At 61.8% G+C, this 23,193-nt stretch carries 29 protein-coding genes; 17 read left to right on the top strand and 12 right to left on the bottom strand.

Annotated elements, in window-relative coordinates:
* Positions 1–139 precede the first annotated feature (139 nt).
* The 3 genes from AC0SZ7_RS00450 to AC0SZ7_RS00440 all read left to right on the top strand — a co-directional run bounded on the left by AC0SZ7_RS00450 (position 140) and on the right by AC0SZ7_RS00440 (position 2,132).
* Positions 140–550 (top strand): hypothetical protein, encoded by a 411-nt coding sequence (locus AC0SZ7_RS00450; protein WP_475502490.1) that lies wholly within the window; start codon positions 140–142, stop codon positions 548–550.
* A gap of 23 nt (positions 551–573) precedes the next feature.
* Entirely contained in the window at positions 574–1,686 is a 1,113-nt protein-coding gene (locus tag AC0SZ7_RS00445) for a hypothetical protein (protein WP_475502489.1), read from the top strand.
* Between the two features lie 113 nt (positions 1,687–1,799).
* Positions 1,800–2,132: a DOPA 4,5-dioxygenase family protein gene (locus AC0SZ7_RS00440; RefSeq protein WP_475502488.1), complete on the top strand. Its 333-nt coding sequence runs from the start codon at positions 1,800–1,802 to the stop codon at positions 2,130–2,132.
* Positions 2,133–2,246: 114 nt separating this feature from the next.
* Here the strand turns inward: AC0SZ7_RS00440 and AC0SZ7_RS00435 are convergent, their stop codons facing one another.
* From AC0SZ7_RS00435 to trpB, 4 genes are all read right to left on the bottom strand, one after another.
* The gene (locus AC0SZ7_RS00435; protein ID WP_475502487.1) at positions 2,247–2,705 is read right to left on the bottom strand and encodes an anti-virulence regulator CigR family protein; all 459 of its coding nucleotides are present in this window, start codon (positions 2,703–2,705) and stop codon (positions 2,247–2,249) included.
* A 34-nt stretch (positions 2,706–2,739) separates the two neighbouring features.
* Positions 2,740–3,180, bottom strand: a complete 441-nt coding sequence (locus AC0SZ7_RS00430) for an anti-virulence regulator CigR family protein (protein WP_475502486.1) — start codon at positions 3,178–3,180, stop codon at positions 2,740–2,742.
* A gap of 125 nt (positions 3,181–3,305) precedes the next feature.
* Positions 3,306–4,118: a tryptophan synthase subunit alpha gene (gene trpA, locus AC0SZ7_RS00425; RefSeq protein WP_475502485.1), complete on the bottom strand. Its 813-nt coding sequence runs from the start codon at positions 4,116–4,118 to the stop codon at positions 3,306–3,308.
* Positions 4,115–5,338: a tryptophan synthase subunit beta gene (gene trpB, locus AC0SZ7_RS00420; protein ID WP_416421692.1), complete on the bottom strand. Its 1,224-nt coding sequence runs from the start codon at positions 5,336–5,338 to the stop codon at positions 4,115–4,117. Before trpB ends, trpA begins: the two co-directional genes overlap by 4 nt.
* 113 nt (positions 5,339–5,451) lie before the next feature.
* Here trpB and AC0SZ7_RS00415 point away from each other — a divergent pair, with 113 nt between their 5' ends.
* The gene (locus AC0SZ7_RS00415; RefSeq protein ID WP_475502484.1) at positions 5,452–6,348 is read left to right on the top strand and encodes a LysR family transcriptional regulator; all 897 of its coding nucleotides are present in this window, start codon (positions 5,452–5,454) and stop codon (positions 6,346–6,348) included.
* Here AC0SZ7_RS00415 and AC0SZ7_RS00410 read toward each other — a convergent pair.
* Positions 6,345–6,668 carry an ElaB/YgaM/YqjD family protein gene (locus tag AC0SZ7_RS00410; RefSeq protein WP_416421694.1) on the bottom strand — a complete coding sequence of 108 codons (324 nt, stop codon included), beginning with the start codon at positions 6,666–6,668 and terminating at the stop codon, positions 6,345–6,347. The two genes, AC0SZ7_RS00415 and AC0SZ7_RS00410, sit on opposite strands and share 4 nt — an antisense overlap.
* Positions 6,669–6,818: 150 nt before the next feature.
* On the opposite strand from AC0SZ7_RS00410, the gene AC0SZ7_RS00405 reads away from it, so the two are divergent.
* Positions 6,819–7,034: a dodecin gene (locus AC0SZ7_RS00405; protein ID WP_475502483.1), complete on the top strand. Its 216-nt coding sequence runs from the start codon at positions 6,819–6,821 to the stop codon at positions 7,032–7,034.
* A 123-nt stretch (positions 7,035–7,157) separates the two neighbouring features.
* Positions 7,158–7,373 carry a DUF1161 domain-containing protein gene (locus AC0SZ7_RS00400; protein WP_475502482.1) on the top strand — a complete coding sequence of 72 codons (216 nt, stop codon included), beginning with the start codon at positions 7,158–7,160 and terminating at the stop codon, positions 7,371–7,373.
* 60 nt (positions 7,374–7,433) lie between these two features.
* On the opposite strand, the gene AC0SZ7_RS00395 is transcribed toward AC0SZ7_RS00400, so the two are convergent.
* On the bottom strand, positions 7,434–8,435 hold the full coding sequence (locus AC0SZ7_RS00395) for an LLM class flavin-dependent oxidoreductase (RefSeq protein WP_475502481.1): 1,002 nt from the start codon (positions 8,433–8,435) through the stop codon (positions 7,434–7,436).
* A 201-nt stretch (positions 8,436–8,636) separates the two neighbouring features.
* Here AC0SZ7_RS00395 and AC0SZ7_RS00390 point away from each other — a divergent pair, with 201 nt between their 5' ends.
* Positions 8,637–9,065, top strand: coding sequence for an OsmC family protein (locus AC0SZ7_RS00390; protein WP_475502480.1), 429 nt, complete (start codon positions 8,637–8,639; stop codon positions 9,063–9,065).
* Between the two features lie 115 nt (positions 9,066–9,180).
* A complete protein-coding gene (locus tag AC0SZ7_RS00385) occupies positions 9,181–9,417 on the top strand; it encodes a DUF1161 domain-containing protein (protein WP_475502479.1) in 237 nt (78 codons plus the stop codon).
* On the opposite strand, the gene AC0SZ7_RS00380 is transcribed toward AC0SZ7_RS00385, so the two are convergent.
* Together AC0SZ7_RS00380 and AC0SZ7_RS00375 are read right to left on the bottom strand one after the other, a co-directional pair.
* Positions 9,414–9,827 (bottom strand): PA0061/PA0062 family lipoprotein, encoded by a 414-nt coding sequence (locus AC0SZ7_RS00380; protein ID WP_475502478.1) that lies wholly within the window; start codon positions 9,825–9,827, stop codon positions 9,414–9,416. The two genes, AC0SZ7_RS00385 and AC0SZ7_RS00380, sit on opposite strands and share 4 nt — an antisense overlap.
* Before the next feature lie 50 nt (positions 9,828–9,877).
* A complete protein-coding gene (locus AC0SZ7_RS00375; RefSeq protein ID WP_475502476.1) occupies positions 9,878–10,291 on the bottom strand; it encodes a PA0061/PA0062 family lipoprotein in 414 nt (137 codons plus the stop codon).
* A gap of 128 nt (positions 10,292–10,419) precedes the next feature.
* Between AC0SZ7_RS00375 and AC0SZ7_RS00370 the strand changes: the two genes are divergently transcribed.
* The gene (locus AC0SZ7_RS00370; RefSeq protein WP_475502475.1) at positions 10,420–11,451 is read left to right on the top strand and encodes an aminopeptidase; all 1,032 of its coding nucleotides are present in this window, start codon (positions 10,420–10,422) and stop codon (positions 11,449–11,451) included.
* A 104-nt stretch (positions 11,452–11,555) separates the two neighbouring features.
* On the opposite strand, the gene AC0SZ7_RS00365 is transcribed toward AC0SZ7_RS00370, so the two are convergent.
* Both AC0SZ7_RS00365 and AC0SZ7_RS00360 read right to left on the bottom strand, forming a co-directional pair.
* Complete coding sequence (locus AC0SZ7_RS00365; RefSeq protein ID WP_475502474.1) at positions 11,556–12,209, bottom strand: HAD family hydrolase; 654 nt, start codon at positions 12,207–12,209, stop codon at positions 11,556–11,558.
* Between the two features lie 14 nt (positions 12,210–12,223).
* Positions 12,224–12,787, bottom strand: a complete 564-nt coding sequence (locus tag AC0SZ7_RS00360) for a gamma carbonic anhydrase family protein (RefSeq protein ID WP_475502473.1) — start codon at positions 12,785–12,787, stop codon at positions 12,224–12,226.
* 89 nt (positions 12,788–12,876) lie between these two features.
* Between AC0SZ7_RS00360 and prlC the strand changes: the two genes are divergently transcribed.
* Both prlC and AC0SZ7_RS00350 read left to right on the top strand, forming a co-directional pair.
* The gene (prlC, locus tag AC0SZ7_RS00355; protein WP_475502472.1) at positions 12,877–14,928 is read left to right on the top strand and encodes an oligopeptidase A; all 2,052 of its coding nucleotides are present in this window, start codon (positions 12,877–12,879) and stop codon (positions 14,926–14,928) included.
* Complete coding sequence (locus AC0SZ7_RS00350; RefSeq protein ID WP_475502471.1) at positions 14,925–15,206, top strand: YheV family putative zinc ribbon protein; 282 nt, start codon at positions 14,925–14,927, stop codon at positions 15,204–15,206. Before prlC ends, AC0SZ7_RS00350 begins: the two co-directional genes overlap by 4 nt.
* Here the strand turns inward: AC0SZ7_RS00350 and AC0SZ7_RS00345 are convergent.
* The gene (locus AC0SZ7_RS00345; protein WP_475502470.1) at positions 15,203–15,844 is read right to left on the bottom strand and encodes a phosphatase domain-containing protein; all 642 of its coding nucleotides are present in this window, start codon (positions 15,842–15,844) and stop codon (positions 15,203–15,205) included. The genes AC0SZ7_RS00350 and AC0SZ7_RS00345 overlap by 4 nt on opposite strands.
* Before the next feature lie 319 nt (positions 15,845–16,163).
* Here AC0SZ7_RS00345 and AC0SZ7_RS00340 point away from each other — a divergent pair, with 319 nt between their 5' ends.
* The 5 genes from AC0SZ7_RS00340 (at position 16,164) to AC0SZ7_RS00320 (ending at position 21,665) form a co-directional block, all read left to right on the top strand.
* The gene (locus tag AC0SZ7_RS00340; protein ID WP_475502469.1) at positions 16,164–16,904 is read left to right on the top strand and encodes a gluconate 2-dehydrogenase subunit 3 family protein; all 741 of its coding nucleotides are present in this window, start codon (positions 16,164–16,166) and stop codon (positions 16,902–16,904) included.
* Between the two features lie 2 nt (positions 16,905–16,906).
* Positions 16,907–18,691 (top strand): GMC family oxidoreductase, encoded by a 1,785-nt coding sequence (locus AC0SZ7_RS00335; RefSeq protein ID WP_416421709.1) that lies wholly within the window; start codon positions 16,907–16,909, stop codon positions 18,689–18,691.
* A gap of 12 nt (positions 18,692–18,703) precedes the next feature.
* Positions 18,704–20,005, top strand: a complete 1,302-nt coding sequence (locus AC0SZ7_RS00330; RefSeq protein WP_475502468.1) for a c-type cytochrome — start codon at positions 18,704–18,706, stop codon at positions 20,003–20,005.
* 249 nt (positions 20,006–20,254) lie between these two features.
* The gene (locus AC0SZ7_RS00325) at positions 20,255–21,313 is read left to right on the top strand and encodes a PA0069 family radical SAM protein (RefSeq protein ID WP_475502467.1); all 1,059 of its coding nucleotides are present in this window, start codon (positions 20,255–20,257) and stop codon (positions 21,311–21,313) included.
* Between the two features lie 82 nt (positions 21,314–21,395).
* A complete protein-coding gene (locus AC0SZ7_RS00320; RefSeq protein WP_475502466.1) occupies positions 21,396–21,665 on the top strand; it encodes a type II toxin-antitoxin system RelE/ParE family toxin in 270 nt (89 codons plus the stop codon).
* 15 nt (positions 21,666–21,680) lie between these two features.
* On the opposite strand, the gene AC0SZ7_RS00315 is transcribed toward AC0SZ7_RS00320, so the two are convergent.
* Entirely contained in the window at positions 21,681–21,947 is a 267-nt protein-coding gene (locus tag AC0SZ7_RS00315; RefSeq protein WP_475502465.1) for a type II toxin-antitoxin system RelB/DinJ family antitoxin, read from the bottom strand.
* A gap of 329 nt (positions 21,948–22,276) precedes the next feature.
* Here AC0SZ7_RS00315 and AC0SZ7_RS00310 point away from each other — a divergent pair, with 329 nt between their 5' ends.
* Complete coding sequence (locus AC0SZ7_RS00310; RefSeq protein WP_475502464.1) at positions 22,277–22,996, top strand: carbonic anhydrase; 720 nt, start codon at positions 22,277–22,279, stop codon at positions 22,994–22,996.
* Positions 22,997–23,193 lie beyond the last annotated feature (197 nt).

The raw sequence follows: 23,193 nt of genomic DNA, 5'->3' as shown, positions 1-23,193 counted from the left end.
TTCGTAGCCTCAGCGATCATGGCTGTTTACACGTACTGCGTGTTTTATCGGGTTTTATTCTTCCAAGATGGGGCGGATAACAGTGGCTAGTTCAGTCAGATCGTTTCTGTTGTCACCCTTCTGGGTGTTGGGTGCGTGCATGTACTACCCGGTATTCGAGAATGATTATTCGTCAATGAGGTCTGATTTTTTTTCACGGGTGATTATTCGCTGGAATAAAAATGATCAAGCTCGGCCAATGGATGACGTGGCAGTTGGGAAGGATGCTGCCGAATATTTTAATGGTATTGATCTCGGGCAGTTAAAAGCCCTGTTTAAAAATGCCTCGGGGAGTTGCCACCAGTCAGACCTGAACTCTAGCACCTATAGTTGCGCGATAACCCGAAGATGGAGGGCTAGAAATGTAGGAGCTAAAATCGATATGCATAACGTTTGTATTCCCGGAATGGAGATGGTTTTTAATTTTTCATTTTTGGGTAATCCGTCAGAGCGTCAAAGCTGGACGATATTGGAAGTAAAATCGCGGCAAAGTAATGCTTGTCCTTACTAATAATTTTAAAGGTTGAAACCTAAATGTCCGATAATTACAAGATAGAGGCGCGGTCCCATAACATAGTTGGAGCATTCAGCCACAACTTCTGGGTTTTAAAGGGGCCTGATGGTCGGGTTATGAGCGAGCTGCATGGTATGGCGACAGACAGAGCGTCGGGTGAACCGGTCCCGATAGGCATGACTAAACAGCATTCATTGCGCGCTTGGTATTACGCATCAACTGAGGAAGCACAGAAAATCGGTGTGCCTGTTCCTCTGAAATCCTCAAGTGGGCTCTATGAGGAAGGACAAAAATCAAAGGAAATTTACGCTGGGCCAGCAGAAGACGTTTTTGGCAGGTGGAAAACAGCTAGGCGAGGAGCGGCATACATAAATGGTCGTAACTTGGATTATCCATCGATGGGAATTAACGTTATCGGAGAAACGATAAATAGCAATTCCGTATTCACTTCTTTTGGTGATTTGATGGGGCTGCCCAGAGTTTCATTTGATGGGGTTCTGGAACCTGGTAATGGCAATCCGGCTGTTGATTTGGAGAAAATGAAGAAATATATTAAGGTCCATGAGGGTCTTCTCCCAGATGGAATCCTCTCCGAGGATATTGGGCCAACGTTGGATTTGGATACTTTCGAGCCTGTCCGAGATTTAAGCGAAGGCTTCGGCTATGAACTGGATCTGGGACCTTTAATTTCACAAATGACCAAAAATTGGTCTGGCGGTGGGAAGGTGGGCTCAGGATTTGTATTTAGTAATCTTCCAAATGGTAGAGTATCTATTCCGTGGGTTGAAATCGGTGGCACTCGACGGCAAAACAGGAGTGCTCAGCATCAGCCCCTACAGCAGTCCGATATCCACGCGGGGCAGGAATCTTGGATAGGAGGGCCGCCTGGAGATCTACGAAATTCACGAGAACTTCCGGAACTTAGTAATTTTCTTGAGGACTTGGGACAGTCAGAGAGTTTGCTAACTATTACGTCTGCAGCCCCATTTAGTCACGTCCAAAATCCCTTCCTGAGAGATCAGGTAGACAGCTTGATCAGCATGATGGCGGTTGGCGGTGAGGCACTGGATACTGGAGGAGCTACGGTAGATTTGAGCTATCGCCTCGATCCTATACTTGCGGCAAGCGCGTAGTAGGGCGGTGCACTAAGCGTAGTGCCACCACAGACCTGTTGATTTATTGTGCAGCAATGAGGCCACGGAACTGCATGGTAAGCTGACGTATAGGAGTCTCGGAGAACCCCACCATGCAACCTATCCAGGGCTACCACGCCCACATCTATTTCGACGCCTCCACCCTCGACCAGGCGCGCGCCCTGTGCGAAGAAGCCGCGCGGTTGTTTCCCGTGGTGATGGGGCGTGTGCATGAGAAGCCGGTAGGGCCGCACCCGGACTGGAGCTGCCAGCTGGCGTTCGCGCCGCAGGTGGTGGCGGATGTTTTGCCGTGGCTGGCAATGAACCGCAAAGGGCTGGTGGTGTTCATGCACCCGCTGAGCGGGGATGAGTTGGCGGACCACCGTGATCATGCGATCTGGATGGGGGCGGTGCGGCCATTGAAGTTGTCGATTTTCGGCGGGTGATGAACCCAATCCCGTAGCAGCGGCCATCAGGCCGCGTCCCTGGCGCCTCGGTATGTCTGGTGTAGCGAGGTGTTCAGGACGCAGCCTTCGGCAGCGCTACGGGGTGGTGTTATTTCAATTCAACACACCGTCGAGAATCTCGTACACCACGCCGGTGCCTACCGAGATCAGCACTACGTCATTGCCCAGGCGGCGCCATTCGTAGCCGGGGTAGCGTGGCAGCTGCGACAGGGCGCGGCTGTCCAGGCGCTTGCCGTAGCCGTGGGGCAGCGGGCGGCCTTTTTCCACGTGCACGTTCGGTGGCAGCGGGCTGCCGTGGCCGAAGCTGTCGCGGTGCTGCTGGATGGTTTGGCGTACAGGGCCGAAGTCCTGTGGCGGCCGGTTGCCACCGCCAGCGTGTTGCTGCTGTTGCGGCGCGCCGTGCTCGTTGCCGTTGCCGTGGGCGTTGCCTTGTTGCTGGTGCTGTTCACCGCCCTGGCGTTGGTCGTCCGGGCCCGGGGCAGCCTGCAGCAGTGGGGTGACGCCAACCAGCAGCACGCCCATGCCTGCGATCAGGAATTTTGGCAGTTTCATACGCGTTCCTCGCGGTGGTGTGTCGAAAGTGAAATCAGTAAGCCAGGACGCCTTGCAGCACCTGGTAAACCACACCGGTGCCATCTTGCACCAGCACGATATCCGGGCCGTAGGCGATCCATTGGTAACCTGGGTAGTACGGCAGTTGTTCCATTTCACGCGGGCCCAGCGGGCGGCCGTAGCCTGGTGGCAGTGGGCGCCCCTGGACTACGAACACGCCTGGCGGCAGGCGTTCGGCGCGGCCGAAGTAGCCACGGTGCTCGAAGGCGTGCTGACGGATCGGGCCGAAATCACGAGGCGGGCCGCCGTGGTCGAAGCGGTGGTCGTCACGATGGTCGTCGCGGTGGTCATCGCGATGATCGTAGTGACCACGGTCATCCGGGCCACCCGGGCCCCATTGGTCGGCATGGGCCAGGGAAGTCATGCCGACAAGCACAAGCCCCAGGCTGGCAATCAATGGTTTGGAGAGTTTCATCGAGCGAATCCTCACTGCTCTAACAACAAAAAAGGGAACCGGATCTTATCGATCAGGTTCCCTCTGGTCTGTGAAATTAGTCCGAAAAATCAGCAACTAATTCCTTTGTAACAAAACATTTACCTTCAGCTGACGCGTGCCTTACGCACGCCCTGGGCCAATTGCGAACACAGCTCAAGTACGTCGCCCACGGCCTGCTCGGAAGAGGTTGCCTTGGCGATCTTGTCCACCAGTGCCGAACCCACTACCACGCCATCGGCCAGGCGCGCGATGGCGGCGGCCTGCTCGGGGGTGCGAATGCCGAAACCGACGCTGATCGGCAGGCTGGTATGGCGGCGCAGGCGCTCGATGGCGCTGCTGACGGCTTCGGTGGTGGCAGAGCCGGCACCGGTAACGCCGGCCACCGACACGTAGTAGACGAAGCCGGAGCTGCGTTCCAGCACGCGCGGCAGGCGCACGTCGTCGGTGGTTGGCGTGGTCAGGCGGATGAAGTCGATGCCTGCGGCCTGGGCCGGGGTGGCCAGCTCGGCGTCGTGCTCGGGTGGCAAGTCGACGATGATCAGGCCGTCCACGCCCACTTCGCGGGCCTCGGCCACGAAGGCCTCGACGCCAAAGCGGTGGATAGGGTTGTAGTAACCCATCAGCACGATCGGCGTGGTGTTATTGCCAACCCGGAACTCGCGCACCATCTGCAGGGTTTTTTTCAGGGTCTGGCCAGCATCCAGGGCGCGCAGGGTGGCGAGCTGGATGGCCACGCCGTCGGCCATCGGGTCGGTGAACGGCATGCCCAGCTCGATCACGTCGGCGCCGGCGGCCGGCAGCCCCTTGAGGATGGCCAGCGAGGCGTCATAGCCAGGGTCGCCGGCAGTGACAAAGGTCACCAGGGCAGCGCGGCCCTCGGCTTTCAGATCGGCGAAGCGTTGTTCAAGACGGCTCATGCCAGTTTCTCCTGCTCGGCGGCGGCCATATGGCTCATCACGGTTTGCATGTCTTTGTCGCCACGGCCCGAGAGGCAGACGACCATCAGGTGATCCTTGGGCAGAGTAGGCGCGCGCTTGATGGCTTCCGCCAGGGCGTGGGCGGTCTCCAGGGCCGGGATGATGCCTTCCAGGCGGCAGGTGGTGTGGAACGCGGCCAGGGCTTCGTCATCGGTGATGCTGACGTAGTTCACGCGCTTGATCTCGTGCAACCAGGCGTGTTCCGGGCCGATGCCAGGGTAGTCCAGGCCGGCGGAGATAGAGTGGGCGTCGGTGATCTGGCCGTCGTCGTCCTGCAGCAGGTAGGTGCGGTTGCCGTGCAGCACGCCGGGTACGCCGCCGTTGAGGCTGGCCGCGTGCTTGTCGGTGTCCACGCCGTGGCCGGCAGCTTCAACGCCGTAGATTTCCACGCTGGCATCGTCCAGGAACGGGTGGAACAGGCCCATGGCGTTGGAACCGCCACCCACGCACGCCACCAGGCTGTCGGGCAGGCGCCCTTCCTTGGCGTGCAGCTGCTCGCGGGTTTCCTTGCCGATGATGGACTGGAAGTCGCGGACCATGGCCGGGTACGGGTGCGGGCCGGCCACGGTGCCGATGAGGTAGAAGGTGTCGTCGACGTTGGTCACCCAGTCGCGCAGCGCTTCGTTCATGGCGTCTTTCAGGGTGCCGGTGCCAGCGGTGACCGGCACGATCTCGGCGCCCAGCAGGCGCATGCGGAACACGTTGGCCTGCTGGCGCTCGATATCGGTGGCGCCCATGTAGATAACGCAAGGCAGGCCGAAGCGCGCAGCGACGGTGGCAGTGGCCACGCCGTGCATGCCGGCGCCGGTTTCGGCGATCAGGCGTTTCTTGCCCATGCGCTTGGCCAGCAGTACCTGGCCAATGCAGTTGTTCACTTTATGCGCGCCGGTGTGGTTCAGCTCTTCGCGCTTGAAGTAGATTTTGGCGCCACCGCAGTGCTCGGTGAGGCGCTCGGCGAAGTACAGCGGGTTCGGGCGGCCGATGTAGTCGCGCTGGAAATACGCCAGCTGTTCGAGGAATTCGGGGTCGGCCTTGGCGGCTTCGTATTCGCGGGCCAGGTCGAGCACCAGCGGCATCAGGGTTTCAGCCACGTAGCGGCCGCCGAAGGCGCCAAACAGGCCGTTGGCATCCGGGCCGTTGCGCAAGTTAGTCTGGGTCATGGGTCGCTCCAGGTGAAAAGTGATGGGCTAGCTATGAATCTACTGTAACCACGGCGGCCGGCGAAAAAAACCGATAAGATTGCTGCAACCTGTCAGGAAAACTCACAGATACCATGAGCCGCGACCTGCCCCCCCTGAACGCCCTGCGCGCGTTCGAAGCCACTGCCCGGCTGAACAGCGTAAGCCGCGCGGCCGAACAGTTGCACGTAACCCACGGTGCAATCAGCCGCCAGTTGAAGGTGCTGGAAGAGCACCTGGGGGTGAGCCTGTTCGTCAAGGAAGGGCGTGGCCTGAAACTCACAGATGCCGGCCTGCGCCTGCGCGATGCCAGCGGCGATGCCTTCGAGCGCCTGCGCACCGCGTGTGCCGAGATCAGCCAGGGCGCCAGCGATGCACCGTTCGTGCTGGGCTGCTCGGGCAGCCTGCTGGCGCGCTGGTTCATACCCAGGCTGGGCAAGCTCAACGCCGACCTGCCGGACCTGCGCCTGCACCTGTCCGCCGGCGAGGGCGACCTGGACCCGCGGCGCCCCGGCCTGGACGCCTGGCTGGTGTTCGCCGAGCCGCCGTGGCCGGCTGACATGCAGGTATATGAACTGGCGCACGAACGCATCGGCCCGGTGCTGAGCCCGCGCTTTGCCCGCTTCGAAAAGTTGGCCGAAGCGCCCGCGCAGGTGCTCGCAGGCGAGCCGTTGCTGCACACCACATCGCGCCCGCAAGCGTGGCCCAATTGGGCGGGGGCCCACGGCATCGCGCCCGGCCAGTTGCAGTACGGCCAGGGGTTCGAGCATTTGTATTATTTGCTGGAGGCGGCGGTGGCCGGCCTGGGGGTGGCCATCGCCCCGGAGCCGCTGGTGGTCGATGACCTGCGGGCGGGGCGACTGGCAGCGCCGTGGGGTTTCAGCGAAACCTCGGCGCGCCTGGCGCTATGGGTGCCCCGGCGCGCCGACGATGGGCGCGCGCGGCAGCTGGCGCACTGGCTCACGGCGGAGCTGGCGCGCCAGGTGGATTAATTGCCGCGCTTGATCAGCAGGTAGCCGGCCAGCAGCCCCAATGCGCCGATGGCCACGCCTGCGGTGGTCCAGGGGTGTTCCTGCGCGTAGTCGCGGGTGGCCACGCCGGTCTCACGGGTTTTGACCTTCACGTCTTCATACACGTCGCTGAGCAGATGACGCGAGTGTTTCAGGGCGTTTTCAGCGTTGGCGCGCAGGCTTTTCAGGGTTTTGCGCGACTCGTCGGACGCGTCGTCCTTCAAGCTCTCCAGCGATTTGAGCAGACTTTCGATTTCCGCTTCCATGCTTTGCAACGAAGCTTTGCGAAGTGAAGTAGCCATAGGTGTCTCTCCTGCGTGGTGAGTTGCGTGTGTAAGTTTCCGACTGCGCTGTTTCAGGAAAGTGCAGTGCGTCTGAACTTTTGCTGGCCAAAACGGCACAGAGCTAAAAGGCCACCTACGCTCAAGACCACTATCGAAAGGAGATTCACCATGTCTGACCATCGCACCTACAAGCTGATCGAACTGGTTGGTTCTTCGGCCAACAGCATCGAAGAAGCCATCAACAACGCCCTGGCCGAGGCCGGCAAGACCATCAAGCACCTGGAGTGGTTCGAGGTGCTGGAAACCCGTGGCCACATCGAGAACAACAAGGCTGCACATTTCCAGGTGACGCTGAAGGTCGGCTTCCGCATAGCAAACAGCTGACACGTTTCTGGGAAGCGTCTTACTGGCCGAATGGCCAGTATTCCGCTACAAACAGTGCTGGGGGGCTCCGGTAATCTTGCCGGGGCGCTTGTCTGCTCATGAATTGACCAGGGAATGTGACCGATGAAAAATATTTTGTTGGCAGCAGGGTTGTTCTGCATGGCGGGTTCGGCACTGGCGGCGGGGAAGCCGTGTGAGGAACTGAAAGCGGAAATCGCCGCGAAGCTCGACGCCAAGGGCGTGAGCCACTACACGCTGGAAATTGCCGACAAGGGCACTGGCGGCAAGGTGGTCGGCACCTGTGAGGCTGGCCGCAAGGAGATTGTGTACAAGAAATAACCGGTAGCCGCTGCCTGGCGGCAGCGGCTTCTGATCGGCGCCTGCACAGGCGCCTTTTTTTCAGCCCTTGGCGATCTGCGCCAGCAGTTCGTAGGAATGCAGCCGGTCGGCGTGCTCATACAGGTCGCAGGTAAAGATCAACTCATCTGCCTGGGTCTGCTCCAGCAACACATCCAGTTTTGCACGAATCTTCTGTGGGCTGCCCACCATGGCCAGGCCCAGGAAGTCGGCGACCGCGGCTTTTTCGTGGGGTAGCCAGCGCCCCTCCATGCTGTCTACCGGCGGTTGCTGCACCAGGCTCTGGCCGCGCATCAGGTTGAGGATGCGCTGGTACACCGAGGTGGCCAGGTAGTCGGCCTGCTCGTCGGTGTCGGCGGCCACCAACGGCACGCCCAGCATCACGTATGGCTTGTCGAGCACGGCCGAAGGCTTGAAGTGGTTGCGGTACACACGAATGGCTTCATGCATGTAGCGCGGGGCGAAGTGCGAGGCGAACGCGTATGGCAGGCCGTACATGCCGGCCAGCTGGGCGCTGAACAGGCTGGAGCCCAGCAGCCAGATCGGCACCTGGGTGCCGGTACCGGGCACGGCGATCACTTTTTGCTCAGGCGTGCGCGGCCCCAGGTAGCTCATCAGCTCCAGCACGTCATCGGGGAAGTCGTCGGCGCTGCCCGAGCGCTCGCGGCGCAGGGCGCGGGCGGTCATCTGGTCAGAACCCGGCGCGCGGCCCAGGCCCAGGTCGATGCGGCCGGGGTACAGGCTTTCCAGGGTGCCGAACTGTTCGGCTATCACCAGCGGCGCATGGTTGGGCAGCATCACCCCGCCGCTGCCGACGCGGATGGTGGAGGTGCCACCGGCCAGGTAGCCCAGCAGCACGGCGGTGGCCGAGCTGGCGATGCCGTCCATGTTGTGGTGCTCGGCGACCCAGAAACGGTGGTAACCGAACTTTTCCAGGTGTTGCGCCAGGTCCAGCGAGTTGCGCAGCGAGTGCGCCGGGCCCTTGTCGGCGCGCACGGGCACCAGGTCCAGGGCGGAAATCTTGATATCGGAGAGTCGTTTCATTGGTGGCACTTCCTCAGGCGTCGAGTGGAAGGCTGGTGCACGCTGTCCATGGGTCTACACCACCCTGCCCTTTATCCAACAGTATGGGCATATTGAGAAACTTCAATACCGTCTTGTCAATCGGTGTGAACTTGCAAGCCCCGCTGCCCCTCCTAACCTCAGTACCTGCGCGAACCTTCGCGCGCAACCCGAGGAGGCATCATGAAGAAGACAGCATCAGCCGTCTGGCAAGGCGGCCTGAAGGACGGCAAGGGCCAGATTTCCACCGAAAGCGGTGCGCTGAAAAGCAACCCCTACGGTTTCAACACACGGTTCGAGGGCCAGCCTGGTACCAACCCGGAAGAGCTGATTGGTGCGGCTCATGCGGGTTGTTTCTCGATGGCCCTGTCGATGATCCTGGGCGGCGCCAACCTGACCGCCGACCGTATCGACACCATTGCTGAAGTCACCCTGGACAAGGTGGGTGAAGGCTTCGAAATCACTGCCGTGCACCTGATTCTGAAAGCCAAGGTTCCGGGTGCCAGCCAGGAGCAGTTCCTGGAACTGGCCAACAAGGCCAAGGAAGGCTGCCCGGTGTCGAAAGTGCTCAAGGGCGCGAAAATCAGCCTGGATGCCACCCTGGTCAGCTGAACCCGGGCTGGAACAGGTGATGGCATTTGTGGTCTATAGGTAGGAGCCGTCCCTGGTCGTGATGCGCTTTGTCGCGGCCAGGGTTGGCTCCTACACGCCATTCAGGGATGCCATCATGATCAAGCGACTGATATTGACCCTCGCCTGCTGTGCTGCGGCCACCAGCGCCATGGCAGCCACCAAGCCCTGTGAAGAGCTGAAAGCCGAGATCGAAGCCAAGATCCAGGCCCAGGGCGTTACTTCCTACACCCTCGAAATCGTCAGCAACGAAGAAGTTCACGACAAGAATATGGTCGTGGGTTCGTGCGAAGGCGGCAGCAAGAAAATCATCTACCAGAAGAACGACCGCTAGAACAGGCAGTTCACCGCACTGTCTTCCGCCACCACTTTCCTGCTCTGGTCGTATAGCCGCGCGCTCGGGTTCAGGCCCAGCGTGCGGGCTTCCAGGCGGTAGCGCTGGCCGGGCTTGAATGCGTCGTAACGCAAGGTGAGGTAGCAGGTGCGTTCATCCGCATCGATGAGGAACATGCTGCCCGCGTAGATTTCGAAATCGTAGCGCACCATCAATTCGTGGCTGCCCGGGGTCACCTGGAAATAGCGGCCATCGTTGAGGCGCACGCCGTGCAGGCGTTCGGCCATGATGACCTTGCCGCCCAGCATGGTCAGGTCTACCCAGGCTTGCTGGGGATTGACCGGGGGCAACGGCGTGGTGCTGCAGCCGGCCAGGGTGGTGAGTACGGCAATAGCCAGGGCGCGGCGCATGATGGGCTCCAGAGTGGGAATGAAGCTACAGCATACCTCTGCCCGGGGCGTTACGTTGCCTGGCAGCCGGCCGGTTGCGCCTTGCCCACTACGTAACGTTGCTGGTCATACAGCTTGGCCCACGGCTGGAAACCCAGGCTGCCGGCCTCCAGGCGGTAGCGCTGGCCAGCGTTGAAGTCCTTGAAGGTGAGCTTCATTCTGCAGTCGCGCCATAGTGGCTGGGCCACGGGGCCGATGTTGGTGGGCGCTACGGCGAATTGAAAAGTTACCCACAATTCATGAGCACCGGGCTGCACTTCAAAGTAACGTGGGTCGGCCCAGTCGTGGTTGTCGACTTTCACTGCCTTCAGCGCGTTATCGGAGCCGGCCGCAAGGTCGACCCAGGCCTGGTGCGGGTCGGGGTCGGGCAAGGTCGAACAACCGGCCACGGTCGCCAGACCGCAGACAAGTAACAAGGCACGCATGGCAATACTCCCGATGGCAATGGTGGCCGGCTCGTCCCAATGAAGGATTCACCCGACAGATGATCGATCTTGTTTTTCTACGGCGTCTTTTCTGCTGGCGCGCAGGCCATGGGTCACTCGACCGCAAAATGCGGGTCTTGGTTCCCGTACTGGCGACTTTGCTGCTGAACGGTTGCTCGACCTATTACGGCCAGCTGCTTGATGGCCAAGTGCAACTTCTGCGCGCCCGCGAGCCGGTCAGCCAGGTGATCGCCGACCCGTCGCGGGACGCAAAATTGCGTGCGCAGCTGCGCCAGTCCCAGGCGGCGCGGGACTTTGCCAGCAGCCACCTGCACCTGCCGGACAACCGCAGCTACCGCCTGTATGCCGACGTGAAACGCACCTCGGTGGTGTGGAACGTTTTTGCTACCGAGGAATTTTCCCTCGACCCGCAAACCCATTGCTTCCCCATAGCCGGCTGCGTGGCCTACCGCGGCTACTACAGCCTGGGCGCAGCCCGGGGTGAGGCGGCGCTGCAGAAACAGGCGGGCATGGATGTGTACATCGGCGGCGTGGATGCCTATTCGACGCTGGGCTGGTTCGATGACCCGATCATCAACACCATGATGGACCGGGGTGACGAGCGTCTGGCGACGCTGATTTTCCACGAGCTGGCGCACCAGCGCTTCTACGTGAAGGACGACAGCGAGTTCAACGAGTCGTACGCCACCTTCGTCGAGCAGGAAGGCACCCGGCAGTGGCGGGCGTACCAGGGCTTGCCGCCGGCCAACGTCGACCAATCGAAACAGACCCACCAGTTCACCCAGTTGGTGCTCGACACCCGTGACCGCCTGAAGGCGCTTTACGCCCAACCGCTGGCGCCGGCGGCCATGCGCCAGGCCAAGCAGCAGGCGTTCGAGCACATGCGCGCCGATTACCGCCAGCTGCGCGACAGCCAATGGAATGGCGACAAGCGCTATGACGCCTGGGTCAACGCGCCGATGAACAACGCCAAGCTGCTGCCGTTCGGGCTTTATGACCAGTGGGTACCGGCGTTTGCGGCGTTGTTCCGGCAGGTGAACGGCGATTGGCCGACGTTCTTCACCGAGGTGGAGCGGCTGGGCAGGTTGCCCGCCGATCACCGCAAGGCGGCGCTGGTAAGGTTGTCTCAAACCCGGTAGGAGCCGACCTTGGTCGCGATGCAGGCGCCACAAACTCGCCTGCCTGACGTACGGCGGTGGCGCCATCGCGACCAAGGTCGGCTCCTACCGGAGTGGAGCGCCAATTACACCGGGGTAAGGAAGGCCTGGTGCAGCTCAGCCAGCGTGTCGAAATGATACGTCGGCGCCTCGGCTTCCAGCTCTTCGCGGCTGCCGAAGCCATACCCCACCGCCACCACGTCGAGGCCGTTGGCCTTGGCGCCGATCAGGTCGTGCTTGCGGTCGCCGATCATCAGCGTCTGGGTCGGGTCCAGCCCTTCTTCCTTCAGCAGGTGGGCAAGCAGCTCGACCTTGTTGGTGCGGGTGCCGTCCAGCTCGCTGCCGTAGATCACCTTGAAGTGCTTGGCAAAGTTGAAATGCCGGGCGATCTCGCGGGCAAATTCCCACGGCTTGGAGGTGGCCACGTACAGGTGGCGGCCCTGGGCTTCCAGGGTCTCCAATAGCTCGATCACGCCTTCGAACACTTCGTTTTCGTACAGGCCGGTGACCTTGAAGCGCTCGCGGTAGAAATTCACTGCCTGCCAAGCCTTCTCTTCCTCGAAACCGTAGAACTGCATGAACGCCTGCAACAGCGGCGGGCCGATGAAGTGTTCGAGCTTGCGCAGGTCGGGTTCGATGATGCCAAGCTTCTCCAGGGCGTACTGGATCGAGCGGGTAATGCCTTCGCGCGGGTCGGTCAGCGTGCCGTCCAGGTCGAAGAGAATATTCTGATAATGCATGGGAATTTTCCGAATCAGTCGGTGGACAGCGGGTTGGGGCTGGCGAAGCCGGCGTCCAGGTGCTGGTCCTTGAGTTTCACGTAGTTGGCGGCAGTGTAAGTGAAGAAGCTGCGCTCCTTGTCGGTGAGCGGCCGTGCCTGCTTGACCGGGCTGCCCACGTACAGGAAGCCGCTTTCCAGGCGCTTGCCCGGCGGCACCAGGCTGCCGGCGCCAATGATGACCTCGTCCTCCACCACGGCGCCGTCCATGACCGTGCTGCCCATGCCGATCAGAATGCGGCTGCCCACGGTGCAGCCGTGCAGCATGACCTTGTGCCCGATGGTCACGTCGTCGCCGATGATCAGTGGGAAACCGTCGGGGTTGAAGGGCCCGGCGTGGGTGATGTGCAGCACGCTGGCGTCCTGCACGCTGGTGCGCGCGCCGATGCGGATGCGGTGCATGTCGCCGCGAATCACGGTCAGGGGCCACACCGAGCTGTCTTCGCCGATCTCGACATCGCCGATGACAACCGCCGAACGGTCGACAAACGCCCGCGCGCCCACCTGGGGCGTGTGCTGCTGGAAAGTGCGAATGGCCACAATAGGCTCCTTCTCTGGCGTTGATAGCTGCGGTCAGCGCCGATTGTAATTAAGATGGTCTGGTGTTTCTTCAGCCAAGGTGTGTATCCGTGAGCGCGACCAACCCGCTACTGCAGTCTTATGACCTGCCACCGTTCTCGGCGATCCGTGCCGAGCACGTACAGCCGGCGATTGAACAGATCCTGGCCGACAACCGTGCCGCGATCGCCAGAATTCTCGAAACCCAAGTGCAACAGCCGACCTGGGCCGGCCTGGTGCTGGCCATGGACGAACTCAACGACCGCCTCGGCGCGGCGTGGAGCCCGGTCAGCCACCTTAACGCAGTCTGCAACAGCCCGGAACTGCGCCAGGCGTATGAAGCCTGCCTGCCGGCCCTGAGTGCCTACTCCACCGAGATGGGCCAGAACCGCGAGCTGTTCCAGGCGTATGAAGCCCTGGCCAACAGCCCAGAGGCGGCGACCTTCGACGTTGCGCAAAAAACCATCATCGAGCATTCGCTGCGCGACTTCCGCCTGTCGGGCATCGACCTGCCGCCCGAGCAGCAGAAGCGTTATGCCGAAGTGCAGAGCAAACTGTCCGAGCTGGGCAGCAAGTTCTCCAACCAGCTGCTGGACGCCACCCAGGCCTGGACCAAGCACGTCACTGACGAGGCGGCGCTGGCCGGCCTGACCGATTCGGCCAAGGCGCAAATGGCCGCTGCCGCCAAGGCCAAGGGCCTCGACGGCTGGCTGATCAGCCTGGAATTCCCCAGCTATTACGCGGTAATGACCTACGCCCAGGACCGTGCCCTGCGCGAGGAAATCTACGCCGCCTACTGCACCCGCGCGTCGGACCAGGGCCCCAATGCCGGCCAGAATGACAACGGCCCGGTGATGGAGCAGATCCTCGACCTGCGCCAGGAGCTGGCCCAATTGCTGGGTTACGCAAGCTTCGCCGAGCTGAGCCTGGCCACCAAGATGGCCGAGTCCAGCGACCAGGTGCTGGGTTTCCTGCGTGACCTGGCCAAGCGCAGCAAGCCGTTCGCCGCGCAAGACCTTACCCAGCTCAAGGCCTACGCCGCCGAGCAGGGCTGCCCCGACCTGCAAAGCTGGGACAGTGGTTTCTACGGTGAGAAGCTGCGTGAACAACGCTACAGCGTGTCCCAGGAAGCCCTGCGCGCCTACTTCCCGATCGACAAGGTACTGACCGGCCTATTCGCCATCGTCCAGCGCCTGTACGGCATCGAAATCGCCGAACAGACCGGCTTCGACACCTGGCATCCGGACGTGCGCCTGTTCGAAATCAAGGAAAACGGCAAGCACGTTGGCCGCTTCTTCTTCGACCTGTACGCCCGCGCCAACAAGCGTGGCGGGGCGTGGATGGACGGCGCCCGTGACCACCGCCGCACCGCCGATGGCGCGGTGCAGAGCCCGGTGGCCAACCTGGTGTGCAACTTCACCCCTGCCGACGCTGGCAAGCCGGCGCTGCTGACGCACGACGAAGTGACCACCCTGTTCCACGAATTCGGCCATGGCCTGCACCACCTGCTGACCCGCGTGGAACACGCTGGCGTGTCGGGCATCAACGGCGTGGCCTGGGATGCCGTGGAGCTGCCGAGCCAGTTCATGGAAAACTGGTGCTGGGAGCCTGAAGGCCTGGCGCTGATCTCCGGCCATTACGAAAGCGGCCAGCCCCTGCCCCAGGACCTGCTGGAAAAAATGCTGGCGGCGAAAAACTTCCAGTCCGGCCTGATGATGGTGCGCCAGCTGGAGTTCTCGCTGTTCGACTTCGAGCTGCACGCTACCCACGGCGACGGCCGCAGTGTGTTGCAGGTGCTCGAAGGCGTGCGTGACGAGGTGTCGGTCATGCGCCCACCGGCCTACAACCGCTTCCCCAACAGCTTTGCGCACATCTTTGCCGGCGGCTACGCGGCGGGCTATTACAGCTACAAGTGGGCCGAAGTGCTGTCGGCAGACGCGTTCTCGCGTTTCGAGGAAGAAGGCGTGCTCAACGAGGCCACCGGCCGTGCGTTCCGCGAAGCCATTCTGGCGCGCGGTGGTTCCCAGGAGCCGATGGTGCTGTTCGTCGACTTCCGCGGCCGTGAGCCGTCGATTGATGCACTCTTGCGCCACAGCGGCCTGAGTGAGGACGCGGCAGCATGAGTGAAGTCACCGTGACCAAGACCAAGAAACGCTTCATTGCCGGGGCTGTATGCCCGGCGTGCAGCGAGTCCGACAAGCTGATGATGTGGAGCGAGGGCGAAGTCCCGCACCGGGAATGCGTGGCCTGCGGCTACAGCGACACGCTGAACGCCCAGGGCCAGTCGATACCCAGTGAGCTGGGTACGCGGGTGAACAAGCTGGCGCCGAAAGCCGCCAACCCGAAAGTGCAGACGGTGCAGTTCTTCCCCAACCCCAAGCTGAAGAAGCCCGACGCTTAAATCAGTGCCTTGAACAGCCCCTTGACCGCGCACGCGGCCAGGGGGTTGGTGCTGCATGCCCCGCTGGCCAGGGCGTTGCGCACGCTTTCCACGTCCACGTCGTGGATGTAGTCCACGCCATATTTCATCTGCTTGATGTCGCCGAACCCGCCCTGGGTCATCTCGGCCACGGCGTCCTGCTTGCTCCAGCCCTGCACCACCACCCGGTACATCGCCGACACCAGGCCGGTGCGGTCCAGCCCATGCTTGCAGTGGATCAGCACCGGGCCATTGGCCTCGGCGGTCTGGATGGCACGCAATGCCGCGATGATTTGCGCATCGTCCGCGTGCACCGTGCGCATGGGCAACTGCACGCGGGTGATCTGCGGCGCCTTCAGCCAAGGCTCGTCGGACTGCGGCAGGAAGCTCACAACCGTCTTGATCTGCAGTTTGCCCAGCAGGGGCAGCGCTTCTTCGTCCGGCAACGCGCTGCGGTACAGGGTGGGGCTCATCTGGTACAGGTTGTAGTGGGGCGCCACCGACTGCGCCCACTGGGCAGGGCGCTGGCCCGCGTCCGCGCTGGGCTGCGCGGCAAAACAGGAGGCTGCAAGGCTTAGCGTCAGCGGCAGGCAAAACAACAGGCGGCGCAGCAAAGGCATGGCAGATCCGGGGCGATTAAGGGCTGGTGGGGCGCAAGAATGCCCGTCATGGCGTGAAAGCGTCGTCAGCCAGTTGTAAAAACTTCGTGTAAAAACCCTGTAAAACCGGGCTGAAACCGGTTACATTTTCGCTTCTCAAAACGCCTCTATGTAGGCTGAAGCAACACCCTGGCGTGCCGCCCAGACTCGATAAAACTAAAAAACGTCGTGATGCTCTTTACTAAGGGCAACGCGATGCCTGCCTGTGCAGCTCGATGAGCAACCAAAACGATAAGCAGCCTCAAGGCCGCGAATATCCGTGATCGGATGAGGATCCCCCATGTCTGAGCAAGACCACGACAACCCGCGCCGGGACTTCCTGCGCAAGACACTCACCCTGATACCCGTAGTGACCGTGGCCAGCACTGGCCTGGGCATGGGTGTGGGCGAGCTGATGGCCGCGCCGGAGAAAAAGCCCGAGCCCGCGCCCGCCAAGCCTGCGCAGGACTACCAGCCCAGCTATTTCACCGCCGAGGAGTGGGCGTTCGTCAACGCCGCCGTGGCGCGGCTGATCCCGGCCGACGACCTGGGCCCGGGCGCGTTGGAAGCCGGTGCGCCGGAATTCATCGACCGGCAGATGAACACCGCCTACGCCAGCGGTGCGTTGTGGTTCATGCAGGGGCCGTTCGTGGCCGACGCGCCGCCGGAAATGGGCTACCAGCTCAAGCTGGTGCCCAAGGAAATCTACCGTCTGGGCATCGCCGCCACTGACGCCTGGTGCAAGAAGCAGGCGGGCAAGGTGTTCGCCCAGCTGGATACCGCTGCCCAGGAAAGCGTGCTGACCAAGCTTGAGTCCGGCGAGATCCAGTTCGATGACGTGCCGTCCAAAGCGTTCTTCGCGCTGCTGATCCAGAACACCAAGGAAGGTTTCTTCAGCGACCCGGTGCATGGCGGCAACAAGGGCCTGGTGGGCTGGACCCTGGTGGGCTTCCCCGGCGCACGCGCCGATTTCATGGACTGGGTTGAACGCAACGAAGCTTACCCCTTCCCGGCTGTATCCATTCGCGGCGAGAGGGCTTGAACATGGCGACCGTATTGAAAAAGGTCGACGCCGTGATCGTCGGCTTCGGCTGGACCGGTGCAATCATGGCCAAGGAGCTCACCGAGGCAGGCCTGAACGTGGTGGCGCTGGAGCGCGGCCCGATGCAGGACACCTACCCGGACGGCAACTATCCCCAGGTCATTGATGAATTGACCTACAGCGTGCGCAAAAAACTCTTCCAGGACATTTCCAAGGAAACCGTCACCATCCGCCACAGCGTCAATGACGTGGCCCTGCCGAACCGCCAGCTGGGCGCGTTCCTGCCGGGCAAGGGCGTGGGCGGCGCCGGCCTGCACTGGTCGGGTGTGCATTTTCGCGTAGACCCCATCGAACTGCGCATGCGCAGCCACTATGAAGAGCGCTACGGCAAGAACTTCATCCCCAAGGACATGACTATCCAGGACTTCGGGGTGACTTACGAGGAACTGGAGCCGTTCTTCGATTTCTCGGAAAAGGTCTTCGGCACCTCCGGCACCGCCTGGTCGGTGAAGGGGCAGGTGGTGGGTGAAGGCAAGGGCGGCAACGCCTATGCGCCCGACCGTTCCAACCCGTTCCCGCTGGAAGCGCAGAAGAACGGCGTGTCGGCGATGCTGTTCCACAAGGCCGCCACCGAGTCGGGCTACAAGCCCTACAACCTGCCGTCGGCCAACACCTCGGGGCCGTACACCAACCCCTACGGCGCGCAGATGGGCCCGTGCAACTTCTGCGGCTTCTGCAGCGGCTATGTCTGCTACATGTATTCCAAGGCCTCGCCGAACGTGAACATCCTCCCGGCGCTGCGCCAGGAGCCCAAGTTCGAACTGCGCACCAACGCCCATGTGCTGCGCGTGAACCTGACCGACGACAAGAAGCTGGCCACCGGCGTCAGCTACATCGACGCCCAGGGCCGCGAAGTGGAACAGCCGGCGGACCTGGTGATCCTCGGTGCATTCCAGTTCAACAACGTGCGCCTGATGCTGCTGTCGGGCATCGGCAAGCCGTACGACCCGATCAGCGGCGAAGGCGTGGTGGGCCGCAACTTCGCCTACCAGAACATGGCCACGGTGAAAGCGTTCTTCGACAAGGACACCCATACCAACAACTTCATCGGCGCCGGCGGCAATGGCGTGGCGATCGATGACTTCAACGCCGACAACTTCGACCACGGCCCCCACGGCTTCGTCGGTGGTTCGCCATTCTGGGTCAACCAGGCTGGTAGCCGCCCTATCGCCGGCACTTCGAACCCGCCGGGCACTCCAGCCTGGGGCAGCGCCTGGAAAAAGACCACGGCCGAGTACTACACGCACCAGGTGTCGATGGACGCCCACGGCGCGCACCAGTCCTACCGCGGCAACTACCTTGATCTCGACCCTACCTACAAGGATGCCTACGGCCTGCCGCTGCTGCGCATGACCTTCAACTGGCAGGAAAACGACATCAAGATGAACATGTTCATGGCGGACAAGCTGAGCAAGATCGCCAAGGCCATGAACCCCAAGTCCATCGCCATCCTGGGCAAGAAGGTGGGTGAGAAATTCAACACCGCCGCCTACCAGACCACCCACCTCAACGGCGGCGCGATCATGGGCACTGACCCCAAGACCAGCGCCATTAACCGTTACCTGCAGAGCTGGGATGTACATAACGTGTTCGTGCCGGGTGCTTCCGCGTTCCCACAAGGCCTGGGCTACAACCCTACCGGCCTGGTGGCAGCCCTGACCTACTGGTCGGCCAAGGCCATCCGCGAGCAGTACCTGAAAAACCCCGGCCCGCTGGTGCAGGCTTAAGGAGCGATGATCATGCGTAAACTGTTTATCGCTTCCCTGGCCCTGGCCAGCCTGCCCGTATGGGCAGCCGAACCTTCGTTCGACCCGGCTCTGGTGCAGAAGGGTGAATACCTGTCGCGCGCCGGTGACTGCGTGGCCTGCCACACCGCCAAGGGCGGCAAGCCCTTCGCTGGTGGCCTGCCGATGGAAACGCCGATCGGCACCATCTATTCCACCAACATCACCCCGGACAAGACCGGCATTGGCGAATATTCGTACGAAGACTTCGACCAGGCCGTACGTCACGGTGTCGGCAAAAGCGGCAGTACCCTCTACCCGGCCATGCCCTACCCGTCCTACGCCCGCGTCAGCGACGAAGACATGCAGGCCCTGTACGCCTACTTCATGAAGGGCGTGCAGCCCGTGGCCCAGGAGAACAAGGACGTCGACATTCCGTGGCCGCTGAGCATGCGTTGGCCGCTGGCTATCTGGCGTGGCATGTTCGCGCCCAAGGTCGAGCCGTTCACGGCTGCGGGCGCGGATGAAAGCATCAACCGCGGCGCCTACCTGGTCGAAGGCCTGGGCCACTGTGGCGCCTGCCACACCCCGCGTGCCATCACCATGCAGGAAAAAGCCCTGAACCCGGCGGACGGCAAGGAATTCCTGTCAGGCTCGGCGCCGCTTGAAGGCTGGATCGCCAAGAACCTGCGCGGCGACCACAAGGACGGCCTGGGCAGCTGGAGCGAGGCGGACCTGGTGGCCTTCCTCAAGACCGGCCGCAGCGACCGTACTGCCGTATTTGGCGGCATGAGCGACGTGGTCGAGCACAGCATGCAGTACATGAGCGACGCCGACCTGACCGCCATCGCCCGCTACCTGAAGTCCTTGCCGGCGGTGAATCCCGACGACAAGCCGCAGGTCTACGACAAGGCCGTGGCCGACGCGTTGTGGAAAGGTGACGACAGCAAGCCGGGTGCCTCGGTGTACATCGACAACTGCGCCGCCTGCCACCGTACCGACGGCAAGGGCTACACCCGCGTGTTCCCGGCGCTGGCCGGCAACCCGGTGCTGCAGAGCGATGACCCGACGTCGCTGATTCACATCGTGCTCAAGGGCGGCACGCTGGTGGCGACCAAGACCGCGCCATCGAACTTCACCATGCCGTCCTACGCCTGGCGCCTGTCGGACCAGGAAGTGGCGGACGTAGTGAATTTCATCCGCACCAGCTGGGGTAACCAGGGCTCGCAGGTGTCGGCCAAGGACGTGAAAGCGTTGCGCACCGACGACCTCAAGACCACCTCTGGCGATGACCTTGGGCAGGTGACGTCCAAGTAGTGCCCTGACGCCGCCTTCGGCAGCTGCTACAGGGACGCGCGCCGTCGTCTGCATCGCGGCCAAGGCCGGCTCCTACCGCGCACGGTGTAGGAGCCGACCTTGGTCGCGATGCAGGCAACACGGTTTGTGTAGCAGCGGCGGGGCGGCCATCCGCCGAAGGCCGCGTCCCCGACGCCGCCAGACTACCGGCCCTATTCAAACCCCCGGGTCTCGATGTACTGTATATAAATACAGCCTGGAGGCCCGTCCATGTCCACGCCCCTGCCCCCACGCGGCCGCGGCACCGCCGCCAACCCGCGCAACCGCTTCGCCGCCCACCGCTCTGCGGCCGAGGACGATGGTTGGTACCAGGAAGTGCCTGTAACCCAGGGCACCGAAGTGCGCATCGAGACGGCCAAGAGCATCATCAACCGCAACAGCTCCCCCGACCTGCCCTTCGACCGCACCATCAACCCCTACCGCGGTTGCGAGCATGGCTGCATCTACTGCTACGCGCGCCCCAGCCATGCCTACTGGGACCTGTCCCCGGGCCTGGACTTCGAAACCAAACTCATCGCCAAGACCAACGCCGCAGCCGTGCTGGAACAGCAACTGTCCAAGCGTGGCTACAAGGTGGCGCCGATCAACCTGGGCTCCAACACCGACCCCTACCAGCCCATCGAGCGCGAACACAAACTGACCCGCGCGGTGCTGGAGGTGCTGTTGCGCTACCGCCATCCCGTCACCATCGTCACCAAGGGTTCGCTGATACTGCGCGACCTGGACCTGCTCAGCGAACTGGCGAAGCTCAACCTGGTGTCGGTGATGATCAGCCTCACCACCCTCGACGACGAGCTCAAGCGCACCCTGGAGCCCCGTGCTGCCGCGCCCAAGGCGCGCCTGCGGGCCATTCGCGTGATGCGCGACGCCGGCATCCCGGTGGGCGTGCTGTGCTCGCCGATGATTCCCATGATCAACGACATGGAACTGGAAAGCCTGCTGCGCGAAGCCAAGGCCGCCGGCGCCCTGACCGCCAACTACATCATGGTGCGCCTGCCGCTGGAGGTGGCCCCGCTGTTCGAGGAGTGGCTGCAGCAGCACTACCCACAGCGCGCCGAGCATGTGCTGAGCCTGATCCGCCAGAGCCGTGGCGGCGAACTTTACGACAGCCGCTTCGGCGCGCGCTTTCGAGGCGAGGGGGTATTCGCCAACTTGCTGGAGCAGCGCTTCAGGGCCGGTATCAAGCGCCATGGACTGGAGCGGCGCGAGGGGTATGCGCTGGATTGCACGGCGTTTTGCCCGCCGGGGGGGCAGATGTCGTTGTTGTGAAGTTGTAACTGGGGGTGAATGTAGGGTGTTGCAGCGATGCTTGCATCGTTAGGCTCGGGGCTTTTGTCGAGTAGGCCTCCCCTTGTTGAGAATTTTACTGACACCTCAATTTGCCGAGGATTTTCGAAGGCACAGTGCAGGACGCGACGCTGCCTTTTTCAAGGAGGTTGTCCAGTTGCTGGAGCAGCAGTTGCCGTTGCCCCCGAAGGCATGCGATTGCCCACTAGTTAATACGCATGGGCGTTGGAATTGCCGAGTGGGCTTTGACTGGTGGGTGATCTACCGATGCGACATAGGGCGTGGGACGATCACATTCGAACAGACAGGCGGTTTTCATGATCTGTTCGAATGACCAGGCACAGCATAGCTATATCCCGAGATCCTTGAAGAGTGCCTCGGAGTTCTCGTACTCGGTGGCCACAGGGTTCGTATCCTGGTCCTCCATGATTTTGCGCGACCGGGCGTTAAGGGACGGCGCTTTCACCTGGAAAGGCAGTTCCTTGTTCTGCGCGACTTGGACCAGCATCATGCGGATTGCCTGGGAAATGGTCATGCCCATCTCTTCAAGCACAGCGGTCGCATTCGCTTTTAGCTCGCTGTCAATGCGGGTCCGGACTACTTCGGTATTTGCCATGTTATCGCTCCCGTGAGCATGTTGTAGCTACAACGAGCTTACGCAACCTTCGCGATGATGTACAGGTCAGCGATGAGGGTGAGATTTGAAACGTTGAGCAGCGCCCGCAACCATACCGTTTTGCCATCACTTCGTAGCTTCCTGAAACACTTCAAACCCCCGCCCCAGAGCCCTCCATTCAGGTTGAATTAAGATTTCATCTCTACCTTGAATCCCGCGTGACCCAATAGTCACTAAGCTGCATAAATCGCCCTGCATAGTTGCTTCTTGCTGGGCGTGTTACCCCGTAAAATGGGAAACATCCTTTAACCGACTCACGAGGACGAATCATGACCGACAAGGACTCTTCCCTGACCGGGCCGGCTGTCGTGGCTGAAAGCGCCGAAGCTGCGCTGAAGACCATCGTCGATGGTTTCCTGCATTTCCATCACGAAGTGTTTCCACAGCAGGAAGAACTGTTCAAGAAGCTCGCCACCGCGCAAACCCCACGGGCGATGTTCATTACCTGTGCCGACTCGCGCATCGTGCCCGAGCTGATTACCCACAGCTCGCCGGGTGACCTGTTCGTGACCCGCAACGTGGGCAACGTGGTGCCACCGTACGGGCAGATGAACGGCGGTGTTTCCACTGCCATCGAATACGCCGTGATGGCGCTGGGCGTTCACCACATCATTGTGTGCGGGCACTCGGACTGCGGTGCGATGCGGGCCGTGCTGAACCCCGACACCCTGGAAAAAATGCCGACGGTGAAGGCCTGGCTGCGCCATGCCGAAGTGGCCAAGACCGTGGTGCACGACAACTGCAACTGCGCCACCGAAGCCGAAAGCATGCAGGTGCTGACCGAAGAAAACGTCATCGCCCAGCTGCAACACCTGCGTACCCACCCCTCGGTGGCGTCGCGCATGGCCAGCGGCCAGTTGTTCATCCATGGCTGGATCTACAGCATCGAGACCAGCGAAATCAAAGCCTATGATGCTGAGCGTGATTGCTTCGTCCCTCTGGACGGCACCCTGCCGACACCGAGCGCAACGCCCAAAGGGCGTTTCTAACCGCTCGACCTTGCGATAAACGAGGCCTGAACGACGGCGTACTTCGGTACGCCGTCCGCCCCGTTGCCGTTATCGAAAACCATGTGTGTGCCAGCCGGCCCTGCCAGACCGGTTGCGGGCAGCTGCACGCCCAAAAAAAGCCACAGGGTTTTCGACAGCGGCCATGGAATCGGTCCCAGGCACTATTTTCAGGAGAA

It is taken from the genome of Pseudomonas sp. JC1203 (assembly GCF_056175065.1).
Note: the sequence above shows the minus strand (reverse complement) of the source record. Positions and strands in the feature narration are given on the sequence as shown.

Bases quoted from the DNA above. Each gene is read 5' to 3' on its own strand.
- AC0SZ7_RS00450 (WP_475502490.1), top strand. From the start codon at position 140: ATGTACTACCCGGTATTCGAGAATGATTATTCGTCAATGAGGTCTGAT.
- AC0SZ7_RS00445 (WP_475502489.1), top strand. From the start codon at position 574: ATGTCCGATAATTACAAGATAGAGGCGCGGTCCCATAACATAGTTGGA.
- AC0SZ7_RS00440 (WP_475502488.1), top strand. From the start codon at position 1,800: ATGCAACCTATCCAGGGCTACCACGCCCACATCTATTTCGACGCCTCC.
- AC0SZ7_RS00435 (WP_475502487.1), bottom strand. From the start codon at position 2,705: ATGAAACTGCCAAAATTCCTGATCGCAGGCATGGGCGTGCTGCTGGTT.
- AC0SZ7_RS00430 (WP_475502486.1), bottom strand. From the start codon at position 3,180: ATGAAACTCTCCAAACCATTGATTGCCAGCCTGGGGCTTGTGCTTGTC.
- trpA (WP_475502485.1), bottom strand. From the start codon at position 4,118: ATGAGCCGTCTTGAACAACGCTTCGCCGATCTGAAAGCCGAGGGCCGC.
- trpB (WP_416421692.1), bottom strand. From the start codon at position 5,338: ATGACCCAGACTAACTTGCGCAACGGCCCGGATGCCAACGGCCTGTTT.
- AC0SZ7_RS00415 (WP_475502484.1), top strand. From the start codon at position 5,452: ATGAGCCGCGACCTGCCCCCCCTGAACGCCCTGCGCGCGTTCGAAGCC.
- AC0SZ7_RS00410 (WP_416421694.1), bottom strand. From the start codon at position 6,668: ATGGCTACTTCACTTCGCAAAGCTTCGTTGCAAAGCATGGAAGCGGAA.
- AC0SZ7_RS00405 (WP_475502483.1), top strand. From the start codon at position 6,819: ATGTCTGACCATCGCACCTACAAGCTGATCGAACTGGTTGGTTCTTCG.
- AC0SZ7_RS00400 (WP_475502482.1), top strand. From the start codon at position 7,158: ATGAAAAATATTTTGTTGGCAGCAGGGTTGTTCTGCATGGCGGGTTCG.
- AC0SZ7_RS00395 (WP_475502481.1), bottom strand. From the start codon at position 8,435: ATGAAACGACTCTCCGATATCAAGATTTCCGCCCTGGACCTGGTGCCC.
- AC0SZ7_RS00390 (WP_475502480.1), top strand. From the start codon at position 8,637: ATGAAGAAGACAGCATCAGCCGTCTGGCAAGGCGGCCTGAAGGACGGC.
- AC0SZ7_RS00385 (WP_475502479.1), top strand. From the start codon at position 9,181: ATGATCAAGCGACTGATATTGACCCTCGCCTGCTGTGCTGCGGCCACC.
- AC0SZ7_RS00380 (WP_475502478.1), bottom strand. From the start codon at position 9,827: ATGCGCCGCGCCCTGGCTATTGCCGTACTCACCACCCTGGCCGGCTGC.
- AC0SZ7_RS00375 (WP_475502476.1), bottom strand. From the start codon at position 10,291: ATGCGTGCCTTGTTACTTGTCTGCGGTCTGGCGACCGTGGCCGGTTGT.
- AC0SZ7_RS00370 (WP_475502475.1), top strand. From the start codon at position 10,420: ATGCGGGTCTTGGTTCCCGTACTGGCGACTTTGCTGCTGAACGGTTGC.
- AC0SZ7_RS00365 (WP_475502474.1), bottom strand. From the start codon at position 12,209: ATGCATTATCAGAATATTCTCTTCGACCTGGACGGCACGCTGACCGAC.
- AC0SZ7_RS00350 (WP_475502471.1), top strand. From the start codon at position 14,925: ATGAGTGAAGTCACCGTGACCAAGACCAAGAAACGCTTCATTGCCGGG.
- AC0SZ7_RS00345 (WP_475502470.1), bottom strand. From the start codon at position 15,844: ATGCCTTTGCTGCGCCGCCTGTTGTTTTGCCTGCCGCTGACGCTAAGC.
- AC0SZ7_RS00340 (WP_475502469.1), top strand. From the start codon at position 16,164: ATGTCTGAGCAAGACCACGACAACCCGCGCCGGGACTTCCTGCGCAAG.
- AC0SZ7_RS00335 (WP_416421709.1), top strand. From the start codon at position 16,907: ATGGCGACCGTATTGAAAAAGGTCGACGCCGTGATCGTCGGCTTCGGC.
- AC0SZ7_RS00330 (WP_475502468.1), top strand. From the start codon at position 18,704: ATGCGTAAACTGTTTATCGCTTCCCTGGCCCTGGCCAGCCTGCCCGTA.
- AC0SZ7_RS00325 (WP_475502467.1), top strand. From the start codon at position 20,255: ATGTCCACGCCCCTGCCCCCACGCGGCCGCGGCACCGCCGCCAACCCG.
- AC0SZ7_RS00315 (WP_475502465.1), bottom strand. From the start codon at position 21,947: ATGGCAAATACCGAAGTAGTCCGGACCCGCATTGACAGCGAGCTAAAA.
- AC0SZ7_RS00310 (WP_475502464.1), top strand. From the start codon at position 22,277: ATGACCGACAAGGACTCTTCCCTGACCGGGCCGGCTGTCGTGGCTGAA.